Genomic DNA, 22,105 nt, shown 5'->3' with positions numbered 1-22,105 from the left:
ATGGCCCGCCGCCGCACGCTCCGCCCCGAAGAACAGGAACTCTGGCAGGCCGTCGCCCGCACGGCCAAGCCGATGCACGCCGCCGTGCAGCACCGCAAACCCGTGGCGGATGCCACCCCCCCGGCCCCCCGCGCCGATGGCCTGCCGACCCCGCCACCGCCCGGCCTCAACCGCTTTCGCGTGGGCGAGCGGGCGGAAAAGGCGCCAAAGCTCGACGTGCTGCCGCCCTTGGCCGAACGCCTCGCCACCGCGCCGGTGCTGATGGATCGCAAACATCACGACCGGATGCTGCGCGGCAAGCTGGCGCCCGAGGCCCGGCTTGATCTGCATGGCATGACGGTGGCCGAGGCACACCCGGAACTCATCCGCTTCATCCTGAACGGCTGGAGCGGCGGGTTGCGGCTTGTGCTGGTCATCACCGGCAAGGGCAAACCCGGCCCCGATTTCGGGCCGATCCCGCAGCGCTATGGCGTGTTGAAACATCAGGTGCCGCAATGGCTGCATATGCCGCCGCTTGGCCCCTGTGTGCTGCAGGTGACCGAGGCGCATCTGAAACATGGCGGCTCGGGCGCCTATTACGTTTACCTGCGCCGCCCGCGCTAGGCTATCGGTTCAACTCGCCCGCCACCGCCGTCACTGGCGTCAGGATGATCGCCGTGGCGCTCTGCACCGTCAGCACCACGCCCGGCAGCAACCCGATCCGCCCGTTTTGGTCTGCCCCATAGGCGCGATCCACCTCGCCCACCCGGCGCACCAGTTGCAGCAGCGCCGGGCTGTCCCCCAGATTGAAATGCCCCGATCCTTCCGAAAACGCCTGCGTATCCAGAAATGTCACCTTCAGATCCGCCACGCGCGAAATGTCCGACAGGTTTCCCAACCGCTCCGGCTGGCCGGTGATGCTGGCCGAAAGTGTCAACAGCGTATCGCGGTTGGACCCGAAGATCAGAAACGGCTGCGGCAGCGCGCCATAGGTCCGCGCCTGCATCCGGAACAGATCCACGTCCAGATCCGGTGAAATCAGGATCACCCCGGCCATCTTGCGTTGCATGGTTTTGTCGCCACGGATCGCGATCTGGCGCAGCGTCTCCATCGTCAGCGCCGATCCCATCGAATGGGCGACCAGCAGGATATGTTCCGCCCCCGCGGCCGAGACCTCCTGCATCAGCGTCTCCAGCCCGTCGCGCGCGAACATCGCGGAATCGCGGTCGCTGACATAGCCCAGCGGATTGCCCGCCGAGGGCCAGGAATAATGCAGCGTCACCCCCGGCATTTCCAGATCATGGCTCAGCTGCGCAATGCGATACAACCCTTCCGAAAAGGTGTTGTTGAACCCGTGCACATAGATCACCGCCTCGCGGCTGCCCTTCGGCATCTTGGCCAGGCTCTGGCGCAATTCGCGGCGGAAATCGGCGGGGTCGGGCATGATATCCTGTTCCACGGTCAGGAAATCGGTCTGCGGGTCCGGCTTGGCATGGCGGCGTGGAAAGCTGATCTCGCCCAACTCGCGCTGCGGCGGCACCGAAATCTCATAGCGCGCGAAATGTGCCACCTCTGACCGTTCGGCGCCGAAGGTGCCGGTTTCCGCGTCCAGCACCCGCGTGGTGCCCACGAAAATCTCGCGCACATTGCCCACGGCGGCGGCTTCGGGCATCACGGTCATCGTGCCGCGCGGGGTGCAGGCGACAAGGGCGATCAGGCAAAGGGCAAGGAACGGGCGTGGCACGGCATACTCCTGAAACTCATCAAGCCTTCGACGATTTCCCTGCCCGCGCCAAGGGCGCTTACAGAACGTAGCGGCTCAAATCCGCCGATCGGGCCAGCGCACCGACATTCTGCTCCACAAACGCCGCATCCACCACAACTTCCTCGCCGCCCCGGTCCGGCGCGGTGAAGGACAGTTCTTCGAACACCCGTTCCAGAATGGTGTAAAGCCTGCGCGCCCCGATATTCTCGACAGAACGGTTCACATCCGCCGCAATCCGCGCCAGCGCGCCGATGCCCTCTTCGGTAAAGCGCACCGTCACTTCCTCGGTCGCCATCAGCGCCGCATATTGCCGGGTCAGCGCATTGTCCGTCTCGGTCAGGATGCGCACGAAATCCTCTTCGGTCAGCGCCCGCAATTCCACCCGGATCGGCAGACGGCCCTGCAATTCCGGCAGCAGGTCCGAAGGTTTGGCGATGTGGAACGCGCCCGAGGCGATGAACAGGATGTGATCGGTCTTCACCGGCCCGTATTTGGTGGACACCGTGGTCCCCTCGATCAGCGGCAGCAGATCGCGCTGCACCCCTTCGCGCGACACATCGGCGCCGCGGGCATCGCTGCGGGCGCAGATCTTGTCGATCTCGTCCAGAAACACGATGCCATTCTGCTGCACCGCCTCCAGCGCCGCCGCCTTCACCGCCTCGTCATCCAAGAGCTTGTCTGCCTCCTGCCCCAGCAGGATGTCATAGCTGTCGGCCACGCTCAGCCGCTTGCGAGTGGTGCGCCCGCCAAACGCCTTGAACAGATCCTGCAGGCCCTGCATCTGCATTTCCATGCCGTTGCCGCCCATCATCGGGAAGGGGGACGCGCTGTCCTGCACCTCCAGCTCGATCATCGTGCCGTCCAGCTCGCCGGTTTTCAGCTTGGCGCGGAACATCTCGCGCGTCTGCTCGCGCGCATCCTTGCCGGCAATCGCCTCGATCACCCGATCTTCGGCGGCTTTCAGCGCCTTGGCTTTCACATCATTCCGCATCCGCTCGCGCGTCTCGATCATCGCGGCATCGACAAGATCGCGGATGATGCTGTCCACATCGCGGCCAACATAGCCCACTTCGGTGAACTTCGTGGCCTCCACCTTCAGGAACGGCGCCTTTGCCAGCTTGGCCAGACGGCGCGAAATCTCGGTCTTGCCGACCCCGGTTGGCCCGATCATCAGGATGTTCTTCGGATAGACCTCGTCGCGCAGATCATCGCCCAACTGCTTGCGCCGCCAGCGGTTGCGCAGCGCCACCGCAACGGCCCGTTTGGCCTCGGCCTGGCCGATGATGAAACGATCCAGCTCCGAGACGATCTCGCGCGGCGTGAGGTTGGTCATGTCGCCTCCGTTGCTTGTGCGCCTCACATAAAGCCCGGCTTGCCACGTTTCAAGCAAGGCGGCTGGACTCGACTCGGGCTTGGCGGCAGTTTCGTGCCCTTGTTTGATAAAAGAGGTTTCGCCATGCGCCCCCGTCGCGCCCCGCCCGCACCCCAGATGCTGACCCGCCGTGCGCTGGCCCAAAGCCTTGTCGCCGGGGCCGCCGCCGTGGGTCTGCCGGTGCAGGTTGCGCAGGCAGCGCCGGCGCCCGACCCTGTGCTGCGCGATGCCACCCTGCGCGGGCTTGCGCTGGCGGGGTATCGCGGCGATCCGGTGACGGCCGGCGCAGCTTCGGCTGCCATTGCCCGGCTGGCTGAAACCGACCCGGAGGGGGCGCTGCTCGCCCGGCTTTATCGCGCGCTGGATGTGCGACCGTCGCAATACTACCCGCAAGACCGGCCCGAGGCTGCGCCCGCCGTGCTGTCGCTGCTGCATGATGCCATTGCCGCCACGCAGCCGGTGTTCTTTGGCTATTCCGACCTTTCGGATCAGCTGTCGGAACGACTGGTGCTGCCTTTGGCGTTGGTGCATCCGCCGCAGGGGGTCAAACTTCTGGCCTGGTGCGAGGCGCGGCAGGGTTACCGTCAGTTCTTCGTACGGGCGATGCGCGGTCTGGCGCTGCAGCCTGGCAGCTTTGCCGCCCGCCGCATGGCGTTGCTGCAGGGTTTGGTAGAAAAGGAAGGCGCCTGAGCAATCAGGCGCCGATCCGTTCCACCGTCAGATTGCCATTGGTGTACACGCAGATATCCGCCGCAATCGCCATGGCGCGGCGCGCGATCTCTTCGGCGCCCATCTCGGTTGCCATCAGGCCGCGCGCCGCGGCCAGCGCGAAATTGCCGCCCGATCCGATTGCGGCCACGTCATGTTCCGGCTCCAGCACATCGCCCGCGCCGGTCAGCACGAACATGTCGCGGCCATCCGTCACGATCAGCATGGCTTCCAGATTGCGCAGATACTTGTCCATCCGCCAATCCTTCGCCAGATCGACACAGGCGCGCGCCAATTGCCCCGGCGCCGCTTCCAGCTTCTTCTCCAGCCGCTCCAGCAGGGTGAAGGCATCGGCGGTCGATCCGGCAAAGCCACAGACCACCTCGCGCCCGCCGGGGTTCAGCCGCCGCACCTTGCGCGCCGTGCCCTTGATCACCGTCTGGCCCAGGCTCACCTGCCCGTCGCCCGCGACCACCACTTCGCCGCCGCGCCGCACGCCCAGAATCGTCGTGCCGTGCCAGCCGGGAAACCGCTCTTCCGCCATATCCGCCTCCATGCTCGCCCCTATATGGCGCGCGGCCCGCAGCATCACAAGCAAAGCGCGGCGCCCCGGCGACATTCGGCCAGACTTAAGTCCGGCCTTCCCCCGGCGTCTTTACTTTGCAGCCCCCTGTGGTAGTGGCTGGCCAATTGGACCAGCGAAGGATGCGTTTCGATGACTAAGCATTGCCTGATGGTGGGCGCAGGCCTTTCCGGCGCGGTAATCGGGCGGATGCTGGCCGAGGCGGGCCATCGCGTGACCGTCCTCGACGCCCGCGATCATATCGGCGGCAACTGCCATACCGAACGGGACGCGGAAACCGGCGTGATGGTCCATATCTACGGTCCCCACATCTTCCACACCGACGATGCCGAGGTCTGGGACTATGTGAACCAGTTCGAGACCTTTCTGCCCTACAAGAACCGGGTGAAAACCACCTCGCAAGGCGCGGTCTATTCGCTGCCGGTGAACCTGCACACGATCAATCAGTTCTTCGGCCAGACCCTGCGCCCCGACGAGGCGCGCGTGTTCCTTGAATCGAAGGCCGACACTTCGATCACCGACCCGCAGACCTTTGAGGATCAGGCGCTGCGCTTTGTCGGCCCGGATCTCTATGAGGCGTTCTTCAAGGGCTATACGATCAAGCAATGGGGCTGTCAGCCGTCCGAGCTTCCGGCCTCGATCCTGAAGCGCCTGCCGGTGCGCTTCAACTATGACGACAACTATTTCTTCCACAAATTCCAAGGGATGCCCGAAAACGGCTATACCGCGATGATCGCGCGCATCCTCGATCACGCCAATATCACCGTCACGCTGGGCACCACGGTCAGCCGCGAACAGGCGGCGGAGTATGATCACGTCTTCTATTCCGGCCCGATCGACGGCTGGTTCGGCTATGATCTGGGTCGCCTCGGCTATCGCACGCTGGATTTTGAACGGTTCGAGTATCAGGGCGATTATCAGGGCTGCGCGGTGATGAATTACGGCGATGTGTCGGTGCCCTTCACCCGCATCACCGAACACAAACACTTCGCCCCGTGGGAAAGCCACGAAGGGTCGGTGCTGTATCGCGAGTTCTCGCGTGCGTGCGGCCCGGACGACATCCCCTATTACCCGATCCGTCAGGTGGCTGAAAAAACCCTGCTGGCCGATTACGTCGCCAAGGCCGAGGCGGAACCGAACGTCACTTTCGTCGGCCGTCTTGGCACCTACCGCTATCTCGACATGGATGTGACCATCCGCGAGGCGCTGGATTGCGGCCGCCGCTTCCTGCAAACCGTCGAGACGGGCGAGGCGATGCCCGCCTTCACGGTGAACCCGCTTTGACCACCGCCGCTGCCAGACGCCCGGCCCGGATCTGTGCGATTGTCGTCACCTTCAACCGTCTGGATCATCTGCGCCAGACGGTGGCCCGTCTTCTGTCCGAGGCGCTGGATCATGTGATCGTGGTCGAAAACGCCTGCACCGATGGCACGCGCGACTGGCTGCGGATGCAGAACGACCCGCGGTTGCATGTGGTGGAACTGCCGGAAAATATCGGCGGTGCCGGCGGGTTCGAGGCGGGGATGCGCGAGGCCCGCGCGATCTACCGCCCCGACTGGTATCTGCTGATGGATGACGATGCGCGCCCGCTGCCCGGCGCCGTTGCCCAGTTCCGCGATCAACTGCCCTATTGCGCGCAGACCGGCGTCGTCCTTGCCGCCGCGCGCTTCCCGCAAGGCGGGGTGTGCGAGATGAACCGCCCGTGGCGCAACCCGTTCTGGCACAAAAGCATCTTCCTGCGCACCCTGTTCGGCGGCGGGCGAAAGGGCTTCCATATCTCGGATGCCGATTATGAACGTCAGGCACCGATGCCCGTCGATGGTGGGTCTTTCGTTGGCCAGTTCATCTCTGCCGCTGCGGTCGATCGCTGCGGCTTTCCCGACGGGCGGCTGTTCATCTATGGCGATGACGTGCTCTATTCGCTGGAGGTGGCGCGCGCCGGTTTCGCCAACTGGTTCGATCCACGCCTGCATTGGGAACATGATTTCGGCACCTTCGACCGTGCCCACCAGCGCGCCTATTACCCGCTGTGGAAGGTTTACTACAACTTCCGCAACGGGTTGATGCTGTATCGTGCCGCCGCTGGCCCGCTCCTGTTCTGGGGCGTGCTGCTGCTGGTCGTCCCGAAATGGGCGCTCAGCGCCCGCCACTATGGCGAACACAGCCGCACCTTCCTGCGCATCCTCGCCCGCGCCGTCTGGGATGGCTTGCGCGGCAAGCGCAATGTCAGCCACCCCGAGGTTCTGGCGCTGACCGAACGCGCCGCCCGCCGCTAAAGCCAGCGCCCGTCCAGGCACACGCCTGCCAGCGCGCCATCCGCGCCCAGATGCACCAGATCGGCGCGCCGCCCTTCGGCAATCCGCCCGAAGCGGTCGCCCATCCCGATCAGCTCTGCCGGAACGCGGCTGGCCATGGCCAGCGCCCGCGTCTCTGGCACCCCCACCTGCTCGACCAGCACCCGCACCGCGCGCGGCAGCGTCAGGTCGGCGCCCGCCAGCGTGCCATCCTCCAGCGTCAGCCGCCCGTCCCGCCGCAGGATGCGCCGCCCGCCCAGCCGAAACTCGGTCGCTTCGGTCCCTGCCACCGCCATGCAGTCGCTGACCAGAAACACCCCCTCGGGCCGCGCCGCCAGCGCCAGACGCATCACCGCCGGATGCACATGCACCCCGTCGGCGATCAGCCCTGCCGCGCAATCCCCGGCCAGCACCGCCCCCGCCAAGCCCGGCGCGCGGTTGCCGATCTGGCTCATCGCGTTGAACAGATGGGTGGCACAACGCGCGCCCGCCGCAAACGCCGCCTGCGCCACCTCGAAGCTGCAATCGCTATGGCCCAGCGACACAATCGCCCCCGCCGCAGCCAGCGCCGCGATCTGCGCAGGCGTCACCGCCTCGGGCGCCACAGTCAGCATCAGCACCGGCAGTTCCCGCGCCGCCGCACACAGCCGCGCCAGATCGTCCTCGCCCATCGGGCGGATCAGCCCCGCGTCATGCGCGCCCTTGCGCCGTGGGTCCAGATGCGGGCCTTCCAGATGCAGGCCCAGAAAGCCCGGCACACCCGCCCGCGCCGCCGCGATCCCCGCCGCAATCACCTGCGCCGTGGCCTCTGGCGTGTCGGTGATCAGCGTCGGCAAGATGCCCACCGCGCCCAGCCGCGCCTGCGCCGCACAAATCTCGCGCAGCGCTGCCACATCGGTCGTCCCGTCCACCATCCACCCGGCGCTGCCATTCACCTGCAGGTCGATGAACCCCGGCGCCAGAAGCCCCGGCAGCGCCGTGCCGCCCGGCACTTCCTCTGCCGCGACCACCGCGTCAATGCGGCCCCCGGTCACAACAACCGCCATCCCCTCGCGGATCGCCGCGCCATCGAACAACCGCTGCGGTTTCAAAATCATGCCAGCACCCCCGCCAGCGCCAAAGCCCCGTCCAGCGCCGAACCCTGTGCCGCCCGCACTGCAAACCGCCCCGCCAGCCGCCCGGCATAAAACGGCCCCAGCCCGCCGATAAAGGTCACCGGCGGCAGCGCATCCGCCTGCAAGGCGCGCAGGATTTCCGCCACTTCTGTCACTTCGGCGCCGACGATCTCCACCGCCGCCGCATCATCACTGTCCAGCAAACGCGGCGCAAATCGCGCGAAATCGGCAGGCCGCGCGGTCAGCGCAAAGGCCACCGCCGCCTCCGCCCCGCCCAGTTCACCCAGCACCTGCGCCAGCAGTGGCGTCATCGCGCGAAACCCGTCATCCGCCCGCAGCGCCGCGCGCAGCAGCGCCCGGCCCAGCACCGCGCCGCTGCCCTCGTCCCCCATCAGAAAGCCGCGCCCGCCATGCAGCCGGATCGCGCCGCCTTGCTGCACCGCAAACACCGATCCGGTGCCCAGCAGCGCCAGAATCCCGTCCTCCGCCCCCAGCGCGCCTTTCGCCGCGATCACCGCATCCGACACGATCCGCACGTCGCCAAAGGGCAGCATCCCCTGCAACCGCGCCGCCTGCGCCGTCACATTGGCCCCGGCCAGCCCCAGCACGGCGGCCCGCACTTCGCCGCCGCCCGCCTCGCGCAGCGCCGCCTCGCAGGCCGCAAGGATATTCGCCGCCGCCCCCTCCAGATCGATCGAGATATTGGCCGGCCCCGCCGCCCCCCGGCCCAGCACCGGCCCGCCAACCCGCGCCACCGCCGCCCGGCACCCCGTGCCCCCGCCATCCACCCCGAGAACAAGCGCCATCCCGCACCTCCTGCTTTCCGCATGAATATCAGGAAGCCCCGTCGGGAAAAGCGCCTTCCGCTCAGGGCTTTCCGCGCGGGCCCTTGCGATCACCTTGCCGTGTTCCCGGATGACGCAGCCCCCCGCGCGGGCTACACCATGGGCAAATGACCGGAGGACATATGCGATTTCTTTCCGCCCTGGCGCTTGGCGCCGCCCTTGCCAGCCCCGCTTTTGCCGAAGACTGGCAGGCCACACTTGATGCCGCCAAGGGCCAGACCGTCTATTTCAACGCCTGGGGCGGCGATACCCGCACCAATGATTTCATCGCCTGGGCCGGGCAGGAAACCGAGCGTCTTTATGGCGTGAAGGTCGAACAGGTCAAGCTGACCGATACCGCCGAGGCGGTGACCCGCGTCCTGTCGGAAAAGACGGCAGGCAAGGACAGCGGCGGCGCGGTCGATCTCATCTGGATCAACGGGCCGAACTTTCTGGCGATGAAGGAACAGGGCCTGCTGCACGGCCCCTTCGTGGCCGATCTGCCCAATGCCAAATATCTTGATCTGTCGCCCGGCTCTGCCGCCTCGGTCGATTTCACCGTGCCGGTGGATGGGATGGAAAGCCCGTGGCGGCTGGCGAAATTCGTCTTTGTGGCCGATACCGCGCGGGCGGGCGATCTGCCCGCCTCGATGGCCGGTTTTGTCGATTGGGCCGCCGCCCATCCGGGCCGGATGACGCATCCCGACCCGTCGAATTTCATGGGCGCCACCTTTCTGAAACAGGCGCTGGTCGAACTCGCACCCGATCCTGCCGTTCTGCAACAGCCGGTCACCGATACCGCGTTTTCTGCGGCGTCAGAGCCGCTTTGGGCCTGGTATGACGCGCTGCGCCCCAACCTGTGGCGCGAAGGCGCGGCCTTCCCCGAAGATGAAACCCGGCTGACCCAGATGCTCAACGATGGCGAGGTTGACATCGCCATGAGCTTCGATCCCGCCTCCACCGCCGCCTATATCGAACAGGGCCTGCTGCCCGAATCCGCCCGCGTCTTCGTGCCCAAGGCGGGGACCATCGGCAATATCAGCTTCGTCGCCATTCCCTATAACGCCGCCCATACGGCCGGGGCAAAGGTCGTGGCGAACTTCCTGCTCGATCCCGCCACGCAGGCCAAGGCGCAGGACATCTCGATCCTCGGCAGTTTCTCGGTGCTCGATCCGGCCAAACTCGGCGCAGCGGAACAGGCGGCGTTCACGGCCCTGCCCTCCGCCCCGGCCCTGCCGCGTCTGGAAGACCTCGGCCCCACCCTGCTGGAACCGCACGCAAGCTGGATGACCCGCCTCACCGAGGAATGGGCGAAACGCTATATCAAATGAGCCGCGCCGGGCGGGGCCTTCGCGGGGTGGTGCTGGTCACCACCCTTGCAGGCTTCGCCCTGCCGATCCTGGCCGGTCTGGGCCTGACCGCCGCCGCCGCCTTCGGCTACCTGCCCGCCATCGGCGCCAGAACCGTCTCTACACAGGCCTTTTCGCAGCTTTTCGCCCAACCCGGCCTGGCCGAAAGCCTGCGCCTGACGCTGCTTACCGGCCTCGCCTCCACCCTGCTGTCCCTGATCGGTGCCTGCGCCCTGCTGGCCCATGCCCCGCGCGTGACGCGCCTTCTGCCGCCACTGCTCGCCACCCCCCACGCCGCCCTTGCGCTGGGTCTGGCTTTCCTGCTCTCCCCCTCTGGCTGGATCGCGCGTCTGCTGGCGCCGCTGGCCGGGTGGGATACCCCGCCGCCGCTGGCCACGGTGAACGACCCGCTGGGCCTCGCCCTCACCCTCGGGCTTGTGGCGAAGGAACTGCCCTTCCTCCTCCTGATGCTCACCGCCGCGCAAAACCGCCTGCCGGTCCGCAAATACCTGACGCTCGGCGCCGCGCTCGGCCATTCTGCCGCCTCGGTCTGGCTGAAGGTGATCCTGCCGCAGCTTTACCCGCTGATCCGCCTGCCGGTGTTCATCGTGCTGGCCTATGCCATGTCGGTGGTGGACATGGCGCTGATCCTTGGCCCCGGCCAACCGCCCCCCCTTGCTGTCGCCCTCACCCGCTGGTTCACCGACCCGGACCCGGCGATGATCCTGCCCGCCAGCGCCGGGGCGCTGCTGCTGGTCGCACTGATCGCCGCCGCCATTGCGGCCTGGCTGCTGGCCGAACGGGGCCTCGCCCGCCTCGGCCTGCTCTGGCTGCGCCGGGGCCAGCGCAACCGCCACCTCTCGCTTGCCCCCGCCGCGTTGCCCGCCGCAGTGCTGATCGGCGCGGGCCTGTTCGCGCTGCTCCTCCTCGCCCTCTGGGCCTTTGCCTTCCGGTGGAGCTTCCCGGATCTGCTGCCCCAATCCCTGACCCTGCGCGGCTGGATGCGCGGCCAATGGGCCGCCCCCGCCCTCACCACCCTCGCCCTCGCCCTTGCCACCACCACCCTCTCGCTCCTCCTCGCCATCGCGTGGTTGGAGGGCGAGGATCGCGGCCACCTGCCCCGCGCCCGCTGGGCCACTGCCCTGTTGCTGGCGCCGCTGCTGCTGCCGCAGATCGGCTTCCTGTTCGGCCTGAACACGCTGTTCCTGCGCCTGAACCTCGCGCCGCTGCCTGCGGTGATCTGGGCGCAGATGCTGTTCGTCTTTCCCTACGTCCTGCTCACCCTGTCAGACCCGTGGCGCGCGCTGGACCCGCGCCAGATCCGCGCCGCCGCCGCCCTTGGCGCAGGCCCGCTGCGCCGTCTGCTGCGCATCAAGTTGCCGCTGCTGGCCGCCCCGCTGCTCTCCGCCGCCGCCCTCGGCATCGCCGTCTCCACCGCGCAATTCCTGCCCACCCTGTTCATGGGCGCAGGCCGTGTGCCCACCCTGACGACCGAGGCCGTGGCCCTCGCCTCCGGCGCCGACCGCCGTGCCGCTGCAATCTCGGGCCTGCTGCTGGCCGCGCTGCCGCTGCTGGCCTATGCGCTGGCGCTCTCCCTGCCGCCCCTGATCTTCCGCCACCGCCGCGACATGAAGGCCCATTCCGATGCTTGAGCTTGCCGCCCTCTCCATCACCCCACGCGGCGGCCTGCCCCTGTTCGCCCCGCTCACCCTCGCCATCCCACCGGGCGAGGTCTGCACCCTGATGGGCCCCTCCGGCATCGGCAAATCCACCCTGCTTGATGCGATCGGCGGCCATCTTTCCCCCGATTTCACCCTGACCGGCGACATCCGCTTGAACGGCCAAAGCCTGCTGCCCCTGCCCGCCGAATCCCGCCGCGTCGGCCTGATGTTTCAAGAGGCGCTGCTGTTTCCCCATCTCAGCGTCGGCGACAACCTCGCCTTCGGCCTTGACCCTGCGGTGAAACCCCGCGCCGCCCGCCGCGCCGCCATCGAGGCCGCTTTGGCCGATGCGGGCCTCGCGGGCTTCTACAGCCGCGATCCCGCCACCCTGTCGGGCGGTCAGCGCGCCCGCGCCGCGCTGATGCGCGCCCTGCTCGCCAAACCCCGCGCCCTGCTGCTGGATGAGCCCTTCTCGCGCCTTGATGCCAGCCTGCGCGCCGACATCCGCCGCTTCACCTTCGATCACGCCCGGGCCGAGGCGATCCCCACCCTGCTCGTCACCCATGACGCCAGCGATGCCATGGCCACGGGTGGCCCCGTCCATCACCTCGCCTGACCGGAATTTCCAACGTCTTTTATCCTTTAAGCCGCTGTTCACCCCGATCCGCTAGCCTGAGCCTGGGTGTAAGATATGGGTGTGTGATGGCCGGCAAACCAAATGCCGCGCCCGTCATCATCAAACGGAAGAAGGTCGTCGCGGGCGGCGGGCACCACGGTGGGGCGTGGAAAGTGGCCTATGCTGACTTCGTGACCGCCATGATGGCGTTCTTCCTGCTGATGTGGCTGCTGGGTGCGACGACGGAAAAACAACGCAAAGGGGTGGCGGATTTCTTCAACCCCAACATCTCGCTGACCCGCGCGGCGGCGGGGGGCGACAATGTGCTCAACGGCGATTCCATGTTCCCGGACGAGGCGCAGGCCAAATCCGGCACCGGTATCGCCAATGGCCGCGCGGCGGGCGAGGAACAGGCGCTGCGCGAGGCGAAATCCGATATCGACAAGGCACTGAAGGCCTTCGGTGGTGAAAGCATGACGATGGAAACCGCGCTGCGCCATGTCGTCACCCGCGTCACCGACGAAGGCATGGTGATCGAGATTTTCGACCTTGAAACCACCCCTTTGTTCGATCCCGAAACCGCGCAACCGCGCCCGGTGCTGCGCGATGTCGCCCGGATGCTGGCCGAGGTTCTGCCGATCACCCGCAACGGCATCGCCGTCAACGGACATGTGCGCGCCTATCCTCTGGCGCTGCGTAAAAACCCCGCCTGGGATCTGTCTGCCGCACGGGCCGAGGTGATGCGCCGCCTGTTGCAAGAATCCGGTCTGCCGGGCGACCGCCTGCGCCGTGTCACCGGCCATGCCGACCGCAAGCCGGTGACCGCCGATCCGATGGCGATCCGCAACAACCGGGTGGAGGTGGTTCTGCTGCGGCGCGACAGATAGTGCAGGAATCATCGCGGGCATTAGGCCAATCTTAAGGGGAAGCGCGCAGCTTTGGTCCTGATCCAGGAATCGAAGCTTAGAAAGGCGCTCTCCCCCATGACGATTTCTTCTGCCCTCAATGCAGGTGTCGCCGGGCTCAACGCGAATGCGAGCCGTCTGGCCACCATTTCCGACAATATCGCCAATTCCGGCACCTATGGCTACAAACGCGCCATGACGGATTTCGAGGCGCTGGTGATGTCGCGCTCCAGCGGCGCCAGCTATGCGGCGGGCGGGGTGCAGGCCAGCACCATGCGCCTGATCGACCAGCGCGGTTCGCTTGTCTCCACCACCAGCGCGCTGGATCTTGCCGTGTCCGGGCGCGGGATGCTGCCGGTCAGCCGCGAGTCCGATCTGGGCGCAGGCGGCACGCCGGATTCGCTGCTGCTGACCACGACCGGCGCTTTCAGCACCGATGAAAATGGCACGCTGCGCACCGCGTCGGGGCTTGTGCTGATGGGCTGGCCTGCCAATCCCGATGGCACCATTCCGGTGATGCCGCGCGATTCCGTGACCGGCCTTGTGCCGGTCACCGTTCCGGCCAATCAGCAGGCGGGGGATCCCACCACCACGCTCAACCTCGGTGTCAACCTGCCCGCCACGGCCACCGAACCCGGCGCCACGGGCGAGGCACTGCCGCTGACGGTGGAATATTTCGGCAATCTCGGCACCTCCGAAACGCTGGATTTCACCTTTACCCCCACGGTTGGCGCCACCGAAGGCAGCAATGAATGGACGGTAACGATCACCGATTCCGCGCAAGATGGCGCCACTGTGGGCGAATATGTGCTGACCTTCGACGATTCGCGCGAAAGCGGCGGTACGCTGGCCTCGGTGACCATGGTTTCTGGTGGTGACTATGATCCGCTGACCGGGGCGGTCACGCTCGATCTGGGTGGTGGCCCGCTGGACATGACGATCGGCAAGATCGGTGAATCCGGTGGCCTGTCGCAGCTTTCCGATACTTTCTCCCCCACCTCGATCACCAAGGACGGCTCGCCCGTCGGCAGCCTGACCGGGGTCGAGGTGGATGCGAAGGGCATGGTGGTTGCCACCTATGACACCGGCTTTACCCGCACGCTCTATCAGATCCCGCTGGTCGATGTGCCCAACCCCAATGGCTTGGCCGCGCTGGACAATCAGACCTTCGGCATCTCCACCGACTCCGGCGGCTTCTTCCTGTGGGATGCCGGCGATGGCCCGACCGGCACGGTCGCGGGCTATGCGCGCGAAGGCTCCACCACCGATGTCGCCGCCGAGCTGACCAACCTGATCCAGACGCAGCGCGCCTATTCGTCCAATGCCAAGGTCATCCAGACGGTGGACGAGATGCTGCAGGAAACCACCAACATCAAACGATAAGGCCACAGCATGAGCCTCTCTTCCGCCCTGTCCTCCGCGTTCAGCGGGTTGACGGCCGCCTCTCGCGCCGCCGAGGTGATTTCCAACAACATCGCCAATGCCGCGACCCCCGGCTATGGCCGCCGCGAGATCCAGCTTTCGGTGGCGGGGCGGGGGCAGGGGGTCATGGTCACGGGCATCACCCGCAGCCTTGACCGCTATCTGCTGTCCGACCGGCGCCTTGCCGATGCCGCCTCGGGCGCCGCCCAGACGCGGGTCAGTTTCTTCAGCACGGTCGAGGCGGCGCTGGGCACGGCGGATAGCGCGGTCAGCCTTACCAGCCGGATCGACCGTTTTGATGCCGCCCTGATCACCGCCGCCGGTCAGCCGGGGGCGGACTCTGCGCTGACCGGCGTGCTGAACACCGCGCAGGATCTGGTGGCGCAGATCAATCAGGCGGGCAGCACGATTCAGACCGCCCGGGTCGAGGCGGATGCCCGCATTGCCGCGCAGGTCGAAACGCTGAACACAACGCTGGCCCGCGTGGCCGCGCTGAACACCCAGATCCAGTCGCTGGGGGCCGGGGGCAGCGATGTTTCCGCGCTGATCGACCAGCGCCAGCAGCAGATCGACAGCCTCTCCGCCATTCTCCCGGTGCGCGAGATTGACCGCGGCGATGGGGTTATGGCGCTCTATACCCCCAGCGGCGCCGCGCTGGTCGAGGGCAAGGCCTCGGTCTTCGGCTTTTCCGCAAGCCGCGACATCACCCCCGACATGACGGCGGCCAACGGCGCCCTGTCGGGGCTGGTGCTGAACGGGCGGGCGGTTTCCACCGGCGACAGCGGCCTGCTGGCCGGGGGCAGCCTCGCAAGTGATTTCGCTCTCCGCGACACGCTGGCCCCCGCCGCGCAGGCGAAACTCGATGCGCTGGCGCAGGATCTGGTGGCGCGCTTTTCCGCCAGCGGGCTGGACCCCACGCTGACCAGCGGCGCGCCCGGCCTGTTCACCGATGCCGGTGCCGCGCTGGACCCGGACGCGCTCCCCGGCCTTGCGCAGCGGTTGCAGGTCAATGCCGCCGTGGTGCCTGCCGAAGGCGGCCTTGTCACCCGCCTGCGCGACGGGCTGGGCGCGGCCACCGTCGGGCCCAGCGGGGACAGTCGCTTTCTTGTGCGGCTGCAATCGGCGCTGTCGCAGGGCGGCAGCTTTTCCACCGCCGCCTCCGCCTTGGTTTCCGCGATTGCCACCGACAGGCTCGATGCCGAAAGCGATGCCAGTTTCGCCAGCGCCCGCGCCACGGGCCTGCAACAGCAGGAACTGGCGCAGGGCGTGGATACTGACCAGGAGATGCAGCAGCTTTTGCTGGTCGAACAGGCGTTTTCCGCCAATGCCCGCGTGATGCAGGTGGCGGGCGATATGATCAACACATTGCTGGAGATCTGACATGTCGATGATTTCACTCGGGGATCTGGCGCAGTCTTTCCTGTTGCGCCGCAGCATGGGGGCGGTAAAATCCTCCATAGCCACCTTGTCGCAAGAGGTGACGACCGGCCGTGCCGCCGATACCGCCCGCCATCTGCGCGGCACTCTTGGCCCGCTGGCGGCACTGGACCGATCACTGTCGCAGCTTTCGGCCTATGCGCGCACCACCACCGACATGCAGGTGCGCGCCTCTGCCACGCAAACCGCGCTGGGCACGCTGGCCACGCAGGCCGATGCGCTTTCGACAGATCTGCTGGCCGTCAGCGCGGGGCAGACCGGCACACTCACGGCGCTGGGCAATCGGGCGGAACAGGGGTTCCTGTCGGCGGTTGCGGCGCTGAACACCTCGATTGGCGGCTCTGCGCTGTTTTCCGGCATGGCGGTGGATCAGCCGCCGCTGATCGCGGGCGAGGCGCTGCTCAGCCGGATTGTCGCGGTGACCAATGGGGCCAGTACCGCCCGCGATGCGGCAAACGCGCTGGAGGTCTGGTTTGAGGATCCGGCCGGTTTTGCCACCGAGGCGTGGCGCGGTGCGGCGGCAGGGGGTGGCGTGCCGATTGCGGCGGGCGAAACGGCAAGGCTGGATGTGACGGCGCTGGACCCGGAGCTTCGCGAAACGCTGAAGGGGCTGGCGCTGGGCGCATTGATCAACCGCAGCGACCAGACCAGCCCCGATGCGCGGGCCGCCTTCGCGGGCTTCGCGGGCGAGGGTTTGCTGGCGGCACGCAGCGGCCTTGCGACCCTGCAGGGCCGCGTGGCCCGCGTCGAAGGCCAGATTGCCGAGGCGCAAAGCCGGAACAGCAGCGAATCCAGTGCCTTGCAGATCGCGCGCACCAGCATGGTTGCGGTTGATGACTATGACGCGGCGACGCGGCTTTCCGATGCCGAAACCCGGCTGGAAACCCTCTATGCGGTGACGGCGCGGCTTTCTTCGCTTTCGCTGACGGAGTATCTGCGATGATCCGCCTTGTCCTTCTGCTCCTGTTCCTGCCCGTCGCCGCCCTGGCCTCGCCGATCCGCATCAAGGATCTGGTGGAATTTGACGGGGTGCGCGGCAATGATCTGGTGGGGTATGGCCTTGTCGTTGGCCTGAACGGCACTGGCGATGGCATCCGCAACACGCCCTATACCGAAGAAATCATGTCCAATCTGCTGGAGCGGCTGGGCGTGAACGTCACGGGTGAGGATTTTCGTCCCAAGAACGTGGCGGCAGTGTTCGTTACCGCCACTTTGCCTCCTTTCGCGCGGTCTGGCGGGCGGATCGACGTGACGATCTCGGCAATCGGCGATGCCAAAAGCCTGCTGGGCGGCACGCTGGTGATGACGCCGCTGAACGGCGCCGACGGGCAGATTTACGCCGTGGCGCAGGGCACGATCATCGCCGGGGGCGTTCTGGCTGAAGGTGATGCCGCGCGTGTGGTGCAGGGGGTGCCGACGGCAGGTGTCATCCCCTCCGGCGCGCGGGTGGAGCGGGAGGTGGAGTTTGATTTCACCACAGTCTCCGCCCTGCGGCTGGCGTTGCGCCAGCCGGATTTCACCACCGCGAGCCGGATTGAAGACGCGATCAACCGCGAATTTGGCCGCACTATCGCGCTGATGCAGGATGCGGGCACGGTGACGCTGGATGTCAGCCGGGCGCGCATGGCCTCGCCCGCGCATGTGCTGGGCCGCTTGGAGAATATCCTGGTGGAGCCGGAAACGCGGGCGCGGGTGGTGGTGGATCAACGGTCGGGCACCATCGTGATGGGGTCGGATGTGCGGATCAGCCGGGTTGCCGTGGCGCAGGGCAACCTGACCCTGCGGGTCGAGGAGGCGCCGGTGGTCGTGCAGCCCAACCCGTTCAGCGCGGGCGAGACGGTGGTGGTGCCGCGCAGCACGGCGGGCATCGACAAGGCACCGGGCACCGGGCTGGCCGAGATTGCCGAGGGCACCAACCTCTCCAACATCGTGGCAGGGCTGAATGCGCTGGGCGTGGCGCCGCATGACATGATCGACATCCTCAAAAGCATCAACGCGGCAGGGGCGCTTCATGCCGAGTTCCTGGTGCAATGAGGTGAGTATTTCGCCCAATTAATGCGCAATAAGCCTGATTTTCGGGCTTGTGCACAAGATACGCGCAGGATGGCAAGGTGCGGGGATGCGACAACTTGTTCCGCCGCCGCAGTGATGCACTCTCCCGGTGAAGGGAGACGCGGATGCTTGATATGCGGGATCAGCCAGCCTTGCAGCGCAGCCATGGCACAGCCAGGCTTGGCATTGTCGCGCGCCACGGGCGGCCCGCCTTGGCCGATCTGTATCAAGCCGGTTCCGCCAAGGTGTTTCTGCCGCGGGGCGGCGGGGCGCCGGACGAGGCGGTGTTTCTCAATACCTCCGGTGGGTTGACGGGGGGGGATCGGATCAGTTTCGCCCTGACCCTCGCGCCCGGCCTGCGGCTGACGGCCACCACCCAGACGGCGGAACGCGCCTATGCCTCGCCGGGCCCGGCAGCGGCGCTGGATGTCGATCTGACGGTGGGCGCGGGCGCCCGGCTGGACTGGCTGCCGCAGGAAACCATCCTGTTCGAAGGCTCGCATCTGCGCCGCACCACCCGCGTGTCGCTGGCGGCGGATGCAACCTGCCTGCTGTCCGAAACCCTCGTTCTGGGTCGTCTGGCCATGGGCGAGGATGTGACCGCCGCGCGTCTGCTGGATCGCCGGTCGGTGCTGCGCGACGGGCGCCCGGTGTGGAGCGATGCCGTGACGATTGACCGTGAGTCCCTGGCCTGTCGCACGGCCCGTGCCAGCCTCGGCCCGGCGCGCGCCCTTGCCGTGATCGCCCTCATCGCTCCCGGTGCCGAGGATGCCGCCGGGGCGCTGCGCCCCTTGCTGGAGGCGCCCGATTGCGAGACGGCACTTTCCGCTTGGAACGGGCGGCTCATCCTGCGTCTGACGGCGCGCGACAGCTGGCCGCTGAAACGGCAGATGGCGCGGCTTCTTGGCCAATTGCGTGGCTCGGCCCTGCCCAGGGTCTGGCAAATGAATGGAGACATCGCATGAACCTCACCCCCCGCGAGCGGGAAAAGCTCATGGTCAGCCTGGCCGCCATGGTGGCGCGTGGGCGACTGGCGCGTGGCGTCAAGCTCAACCACCCCGAGGCCATTGCCCTGATCACCGATTTCGTGGTCGAGGGCGCGCGCGATGGCCGGTCGGTCGCCGATCTGATGCAGGCCGGGGCGCATGTGATCACAGCCGAGCAGTGCATGGAGGGCATCCCCGAAATGATCCATGCCGTGCAGGTTGAAGCCACCTTTCCCGATGGCACCAAGCTTGTCACCGTCCACCACCCGATCCGCTAAGAGGCCAAGATGAAACGCATTCTTCCCCTTCTGCTTCTCGCCCCCTCTGCCGCCTTCGCGCATCCCGGGCATGTCACCGCAACGCCTTTCCTGTCGGGCCTGTCGCATCCGGTTGGCGGGGCGGATCACCTTCTGGCCATGATCGCCGTCGGTTTGTGCGCGGCGATGGCCGGGGGGCGGGCGCTTTGGGCGCTGCCGCTGGCCTTTCTGACCGCCATGCTGGGCGGGGGCGTGATGGGCGCGCTGGGCTTTGCCCTGCCGGGGGTGGAGCCGATGATCCTCGCCTCGGTCATCGCCCTTGGCCTGGCTGCTGCGCTGGCGCTGCGCCCGGGGCTTGCGGCCTCGGTCGCCATGGTGGCGCTGTTCGGGCTGTTTCACGGCCATGCCCATGGCACCGAAGGGCAGGCCACGGCGGGTTATGCGCTGGGCTTCCTGATCGCCACCGCCGCGCTGCATGGCGCGGGCGTGGCGCTGGGCCTTGGCCTGCAATCGCGGCTTGTCCGCGCTTTGGGCGGGTTGACCGCCGCTGCGGGCCTCGCGCTCGCCTTCGCCTGAGGGTGCCATGATTCCCGGAGAGATCTTTCCCGCCGATGGCAGCCTGACCCTGAACGCAGGATCCGAGGGCCTGACCCTCATGGTCGCCAATACCGGCGACCGGCCGATCCAGGTCGGCTCGCATTACCATTTCGCTGAAACCAATGCCGGGCTCAGCTTTGATCGTGCCGCCGCGCGCGGGATGCGGCTCGACATCGCGTCGGGCACCGCGGTGCGGTTTGAACCGGGGCAAAGCCGCGAGGTGCGTCTTGTGCCGCTGCTGGGTCTGCGCCGGGTGTTCGGCTTCAACCAACAGGTCATGGGGGATCTCTGATGGCCGTGAAAATCTCGCGTCCCGCCTATGCGGCGATGTATGGCCCGACCGCGGGCGACCGGCTGCGCCTGGGCGACACCGATCTGATCATCGAGGTGGAGCGCGATCTGACCACCTATGGCGAAGAGGTGAAGTTCGGCGGCGGCAAGGTGATCCGCGACGGGATGGGCCAATCTCAGGTCAGCCGGGCGGGCGGCGCGGTGGATACCGTGATCACAAACGCGCTGATCGTCGATCATTCCGGCATCTACAAGGCCGACATCGGGCTGCGCGACGGGTTGATCGCCGCCATCGGCAAGGCGGGCAACCCCGATACCCAGCCCAATGTCAGCATCATCATCGGCCCGTCCACCGATGTGATCGCGGGCGAGGGGCGGATCGTGACCGCGGGCGGCATGGATGCGCATATCCACTTCATCTGCCCGCAACAGGCCGAAGATGCGCTGCATTCCGGCGTCACCACCATGCTGGGCGGCGGCACCGGCCCGTCGCATGGCACGCTGGCCACCACCTGCACCCCCGGGCCCTGGCATATCGGGCGGATGCTGCAGGCGGTGGATGCGATCCCGATGAATTTCGGCATCGCCGCCAAGGGCAACGCCTCCCTGCCCGAGGCGCTGGTCGAAATGGTGAATGCCGGCGCCTGCGCCATGAAACTGCACGAGGATTGGGGCACCACCCCCGCCGCCATCGACTGCTGCCTTTCGGTGGCCGACGACATGGATGTGCAGGTGATGATCCACACCGACACGCTGAACGAATCCGGCTTTGTCGAAAACACCCTCGCCGCGATCAAGGGCCGCACCATTCACGCCTTCCACACCGAAGGCGCGGGGGGCGGCCATGCGCCCGACATCATGAAGGTGGTCAGCAGCCAGAACGTCATCCCGTCTTCCACCAACCCGACGATGCCCTATACCGTGAACACGGTGGAAGAGCATCTCGACATGCTGATGGTCTGCCACCACCTTGACCGCTCGATCCCCGAGGATGTGGCCTTTGCCGAATCCCGCATCCGCAAGGAAACCATCGCGGCAGAGGACATCCTGCACGACATGGGCGCCTTCAGCGTCATTTCGTCGGACAGTCAGGCGATGGGCCGCATTGGCGAGGTGATCACCCGCACCTGGCAGACCGCGCACAAGATGAAGGTGCAGCGCGGCAGGCTGGCCGAGGAGGTCGGCGCGAACGACAATTTCCGCGTGCGCCGTTATATCGCCAAATACACCATCAATCCGGCCATCGCGCATGGGCTTTCCCGTCATATCGGTTCGGTGCAGGTCGGCAAACGCGCCGATCTGGTGCTCTGGTCGCCCGCGTTTTTCGGGGCCAAGCCCGACATGGTGCTGATGGGCGGCATGATCGTGCTGGCGCAGATGGGCGATCCCAACGGCTCGATCCCGGTGCAGCCGATGTATTCGCGCCCGATGTTCGGCGCGCTGGGCCGCGCCCGGCACATGAGCTGCGCCACCTTCCTGTCAGGTGCCGCCATCGCCAACGGGCTGGGCGCCGAACTGGGGCTGCAAAAGCAGCTTTATGGCGTGTCCAACACCCGCAGCATCGGCAAATCCGACATGATCCTGAACGCCGCCACCCCAAAGATCGAGGTCAATCCCGAAACCTACGAAGTGCGCGCCGATGGCGAGATCATCACCTGCGAACCGGCGCAGGAGCTGCCTCTGGCCCAGCGGTATTTCCTGTTCTAATGCAACGCCTCGCCCAGCCTGCGGATCGGCCAGCCCGGCCGCAGGCCCGGGCGGGGCAAACCCTCCACCTCCAGCATCAGCGCGGCTTCCTGCGATTGCAGGCGGCTGATCCGGGCGCGCAGCGCCTCCAACTCCTCCTCGGGCGTCAGCGTCTTACCCTGCATCCCTGTTCCTCCTATGTTCAT

Annotated in this window: 23 protein-coding genes; 17 read left to right on the top strand and 6 right to left on the bottom strand. The window is 66.9% G+C overall.

Annotated features, from left to right (window positions below):
* Entirely contained in the window at positions 1-603 is a 603-nt protein-coding gene (locus tag BMX43_RS01520) for a Smr/MutS family protein (RefSeq protein WP_091295770.1), read from the top strand.
* Position 604: 1 nt separating this feature from the next.
* Here BMX43_RS01520 and BMX43_RS01515 read toward each other — a convergent pair whose 3' ends face one another.
* Together BMX43_RS01515 and hslU are read right to left on the bottom strand one after the other, a co-directional pair.
* Positions 605-1,723: an alpha/beta hydrolase gene (locus BMX43_RS01515; RefSeq protein WP_245749341.1), complete on the bottom strand. Its 1,119-nt coding sequence runs from the start codon at positions 1,721-1,723 to the stop codon at positions 605-607.
* Positions 1,724-1,781: 58 nt separating this feature from the next.
* Complete coding sequence (gene hslU, locus BMX43_RS01510) at positions 1,782-3,077, bottom strand: ATP-dependent protease ATPase subunit HslU (RefSeq protein WP_091295768.1); 1,296 nt, start codon at positions 3,075-3,077, stop codon at positions 1,782-1,784.
* Between the two features lie 123 nt (positions 3,078-3,200).
* On the opposite strand from hslU, the gene BMX43_RS01505 reads away from it, so the two are divergent.
* The gene (locus BMX43_RS01505) at positions 3,201-3,806 is read left to right on the top strand and encodes a WYL domain-containing protein (protein ID WP_139201504.1); all 606 of its coding nucleotides are present in this window, start codon (positions 3,201-3,203) and stop codon (positions 3,804-3,806) included.
* A 4-nt stretch (positions 3,807-3,810) separates the two neighbouring features.
* On the opposite strand, the gene hslV is transcribed toward BMX43_RS01505, so the two are convergent.
* On the bottom strand, positions 3,811-4,368 hold the full coding sequence (gene hslV, locus BMX43_RS01500) for an ATP-dependent protease subunit HslV (protein WP_091297037.1): 558 nt from the start codon (positions 4,366-4,368) through the stop codon (positions 3,811-3,813).
* 171 nt (positions 4,369-4,539) lie between these two features.
* On the opposite strand from hslV, the gene glf reads away from it, so the two are divergent.
* Together glf and BMX43_RS01490 are read left to right on the top strand one after the other, a co-directional pair.
* Positions 4,540-5,691, top strand: coding sequence for a UDP-galactopyranose mutase (gene glf, locus BMX43_RS01495; RefSeq protein ID WP_091295764.1), 1,152 nt, complete (start codon positions 4,540-4,542; stop codon positions 5,689-5,691).
* On the top strand, positions 5,688-6,683 hold the full coding sequence (locus BMX43_RS01490) for a glycosyltransferase (RefSeq protein ID WP_091295762.1): 996 nt from the start codon (positions 5,688-5,690) through the stop codon (positions 6,681-6,683). The genes glf and BMX43_RS01490 overlap by 4 nt, the downstream gene beginning before the upstream one ends.
* Here BMX43_RS01490 and nagA read toward each other — a convergent pair.
* Together nagA and BMX43_RS01480 are read right to left on the bottom strand one after the other, a co-directional pair.
* Positions 6,680-7,798 carry an N-acetylglucosamine-6-phosphate deacetylase gene (gene nagA, locus BMX43_RS01485; protein WP_091295760.1) on the bottom strand — a complete coding sequence of 373 codons (1,119 nt, stop codon included), beginning with the start codon at positions 7,796-7,798 and terminating at the stop codon, positions 6,680-6,682. The genes BMX43_RS01490 and nagA overlap by 4 nt on opposite strands.
* A complete protein-coding gene (locus BMX43_RS01480) occupies positions 7,795-8,622 on the bottom strand; it encodes a glucosamine kinase nucleotide-binding domain-containing protein (RefSeq protein ID WP_091295758.1) in 828 nt (275 codons plus the stop codon). The genes nagA and BMX43_RS01480 overlap by 4 nt, the downstream gene beginning before the upstream one ends.
* Positions 8,623-8,783: 161 nt before the next feature.
* Between BMX43_RS01480 and BMX43_RS01475 the strand changes: the two genes are divergently transcribed.
* From BMX43_RS01475 to ureC, 13 genes are all read left to right on the top strand, one after another.
* The gene (locus tag BMX43_RS01475; RefSeq protein WP_091295756.1) at positions 8,784-9,971 is read left to right on the top strand and encodes an ABC transporter substrate-binding protein; all 1,188 of its coding nucleotides are present in this window, start codon (positions 8,784-8,786) and stop codon (positions 9,969-9,971) included.
* The gene (locus tag BMX43_RS01470; RefSeq protein ID WP_091295754.1) at positions 9,968-11,641 is read left to right on the top strand and encodes an ABC transporter permease; all 1,674 of its coding nucleotides are present in this window, start codon (positions 9,968-9,970) and stop codon (positions 11,639-11,641) included. The genes BMX43_RS01475 and BMX43_RS01470 overlap by 4 nt, the downstream gene beginning before the upstream one ends.
* Positions 11,634-12,266, top strand: coding sequence for an ATP-binding cassette domain-containing protein (locus BMX43_RS01465; RefSeq protein ID WP_091295752.1), 633 nt, complete (start codon positions 11,634-11,636; stop codon positions 12,264-12,266). Before BMX43_RS01470 ends, BMX43_RS01465 begins: the two co-directional genes overlap by 8 nt.
* A gap of 86 nt (positions 12,267-12,352) precedes the next feature.
* Positions 12,353-13,153, top strand: a complete 801-nt coding sequence (locus tag BMX43_RS01460) for a flagellar motor protein MotB (protein WP_091295749.1) — start codon at positions 12,353-12,355, stop codon at positions 13,151-13,153.
* A 96-nt stretch (positions 13,154-13,249) separates the two neighbouring features.
* Complete coding sequence (locus tag BMX43_RS01455) at positions 13,250-14,554, top strand: flagellar hook protein FlgE (protein ID WP_091295746.1); 1,305 nt, start codon at positions 13,250-13,252, stop codon at positions 14,552-14,554.
* Between the two features lie 9 nt (positions 14,555-14,563).
* Positions 14,564-15,973 carry a flagellar hook-associated protein FlgK gene (gene flgK / locus BMX43_RS01450; protein ID WP_091295743.1) on the top strand — a complete coding sequence of 470 codons (1,410 nt, stop codon included), beginning with the start codon at positions 14,564-14,566 and terminating at the stop codon, positions 15,971-15,973.
* A 1-nt stretch (position 15,974) separates the two neighbouring features.
* Positions 15,975-16,973, top strand: coding sequence for a flagellin (locus BMX43_RS01445; protein ID WP_091295740.1), 999 nt, complete (start codon positions 15,975-15,977; stop codon positions 16,971-16,973).
* On the top strand, positions 16,970-18,064 hold the full coding sequence (locus BMX43_RS01440; RefSeq protein WP_091295737.1) for a flagellar basal body P-ring protein FlgI: 1,095 nt from the start codon (positions 16,970-16,972) through the stop codon (positions 18,062-18,064). The genes BMX43_RS01445 and BMX43_RS01440 overlap by 4 nt, the downstream gene beginning before the upstream one ends.
* A 143-nt stretch (positions 18,065-18,207) precedes the next feature.
* The gene (locus tag BMX43_RS01435) at positions 18,208-19,047 is read left to right on the top strand and encodes an urease accessory protein UreD (protein WP_091295734.1); all 840 of its coding nucleotides are present in this window, start codon (positions 18,208-18,210) and stop codon (positions 19,045-19,047) included.
* The gene (locus tag BMX43_RS01430; RefSeq protein WP_091295731.1) at positions 19,044-19,346 is read left to right on the top strand and encodes an urease subunit gamma; all 303 of its coding nucleotides are present in this window, start codon (positions 19,044-19,046) and stop codon (positions 19,344-19,346) included. Before BMX43_RS01435 ends, BMX43_RS01430 begins: the two co-directional genes overlap by 4 nt.
* A gap of 9 nt (positions 19,347-19,355) precedes the next feature.
* The gene (locus BMX43_RS01425; RefSeq protein ID WP_091295729.1) at positions 19,356-19,901 is read left to right on the top strand and encodes a HupE/UreJ family protein; all 546 of its coding nucleotides are present in this window, start codon (positions 19,356-19,358) and stop codon (positions 19,899-19,901) included.
* A gap of 7 nt (positions 19,902-19,908) precedes the next feature.
* Positions 19,909-20,214, top strand: a complete 306-nt coding sequence (locus tag BMX43_RS01420) for an urease subunit beta (protein WP_091295727.1) — start codon at positions 19,909-19,911, stop codon at positions 20,212-20,214.
* Complete coding sequence (ureC, locus tag BMX43_RS01415) at positions 20,214-21,920, top strand: urease subunit alpha (protein ID WP_091295724.1); 1,707 nt, start codon at positions 20,214-20,216, stop codon at positions 21,918-21,920. The genes BMX43_RS01420 and ureC overlap by 1 nt, the downstream gene beginning before the upstream one ends.
* Here ureC and BMX43_RS19675 read toward each other — a convergent pair.
* Positions 21,917-22,084 carry a hypothetical protein gene (locus tag BMX43_RS19675; protein ID WP_175481991.1) on the bottom strand — a complete coding sequence of 56 codons (168 nt, stop codon included), beginning with the start codon at positions 22,082-22,084 and terminating at the stop codon, positions 21,917-21,919. The genes ureC and BMX43_RS19675 overlap by 4 nt on opposite strands.
* Between the last annotated feature and the right edge of the window lie 21 nt (positions 22,085-22,105).

The organism is Gemmobacter aquatilis (assembly GCF_900110025.1).
Lineage (GTDB): Bacteria > Pseudomonadota > Alphaproteobacteria > Rhodobacterales > Rhodobacteraceae > Gemmobacter > Gemmobacter aquatilis.
This window is presented reverse-complemented; position numbering and strand designations above follow the sequence as displayed.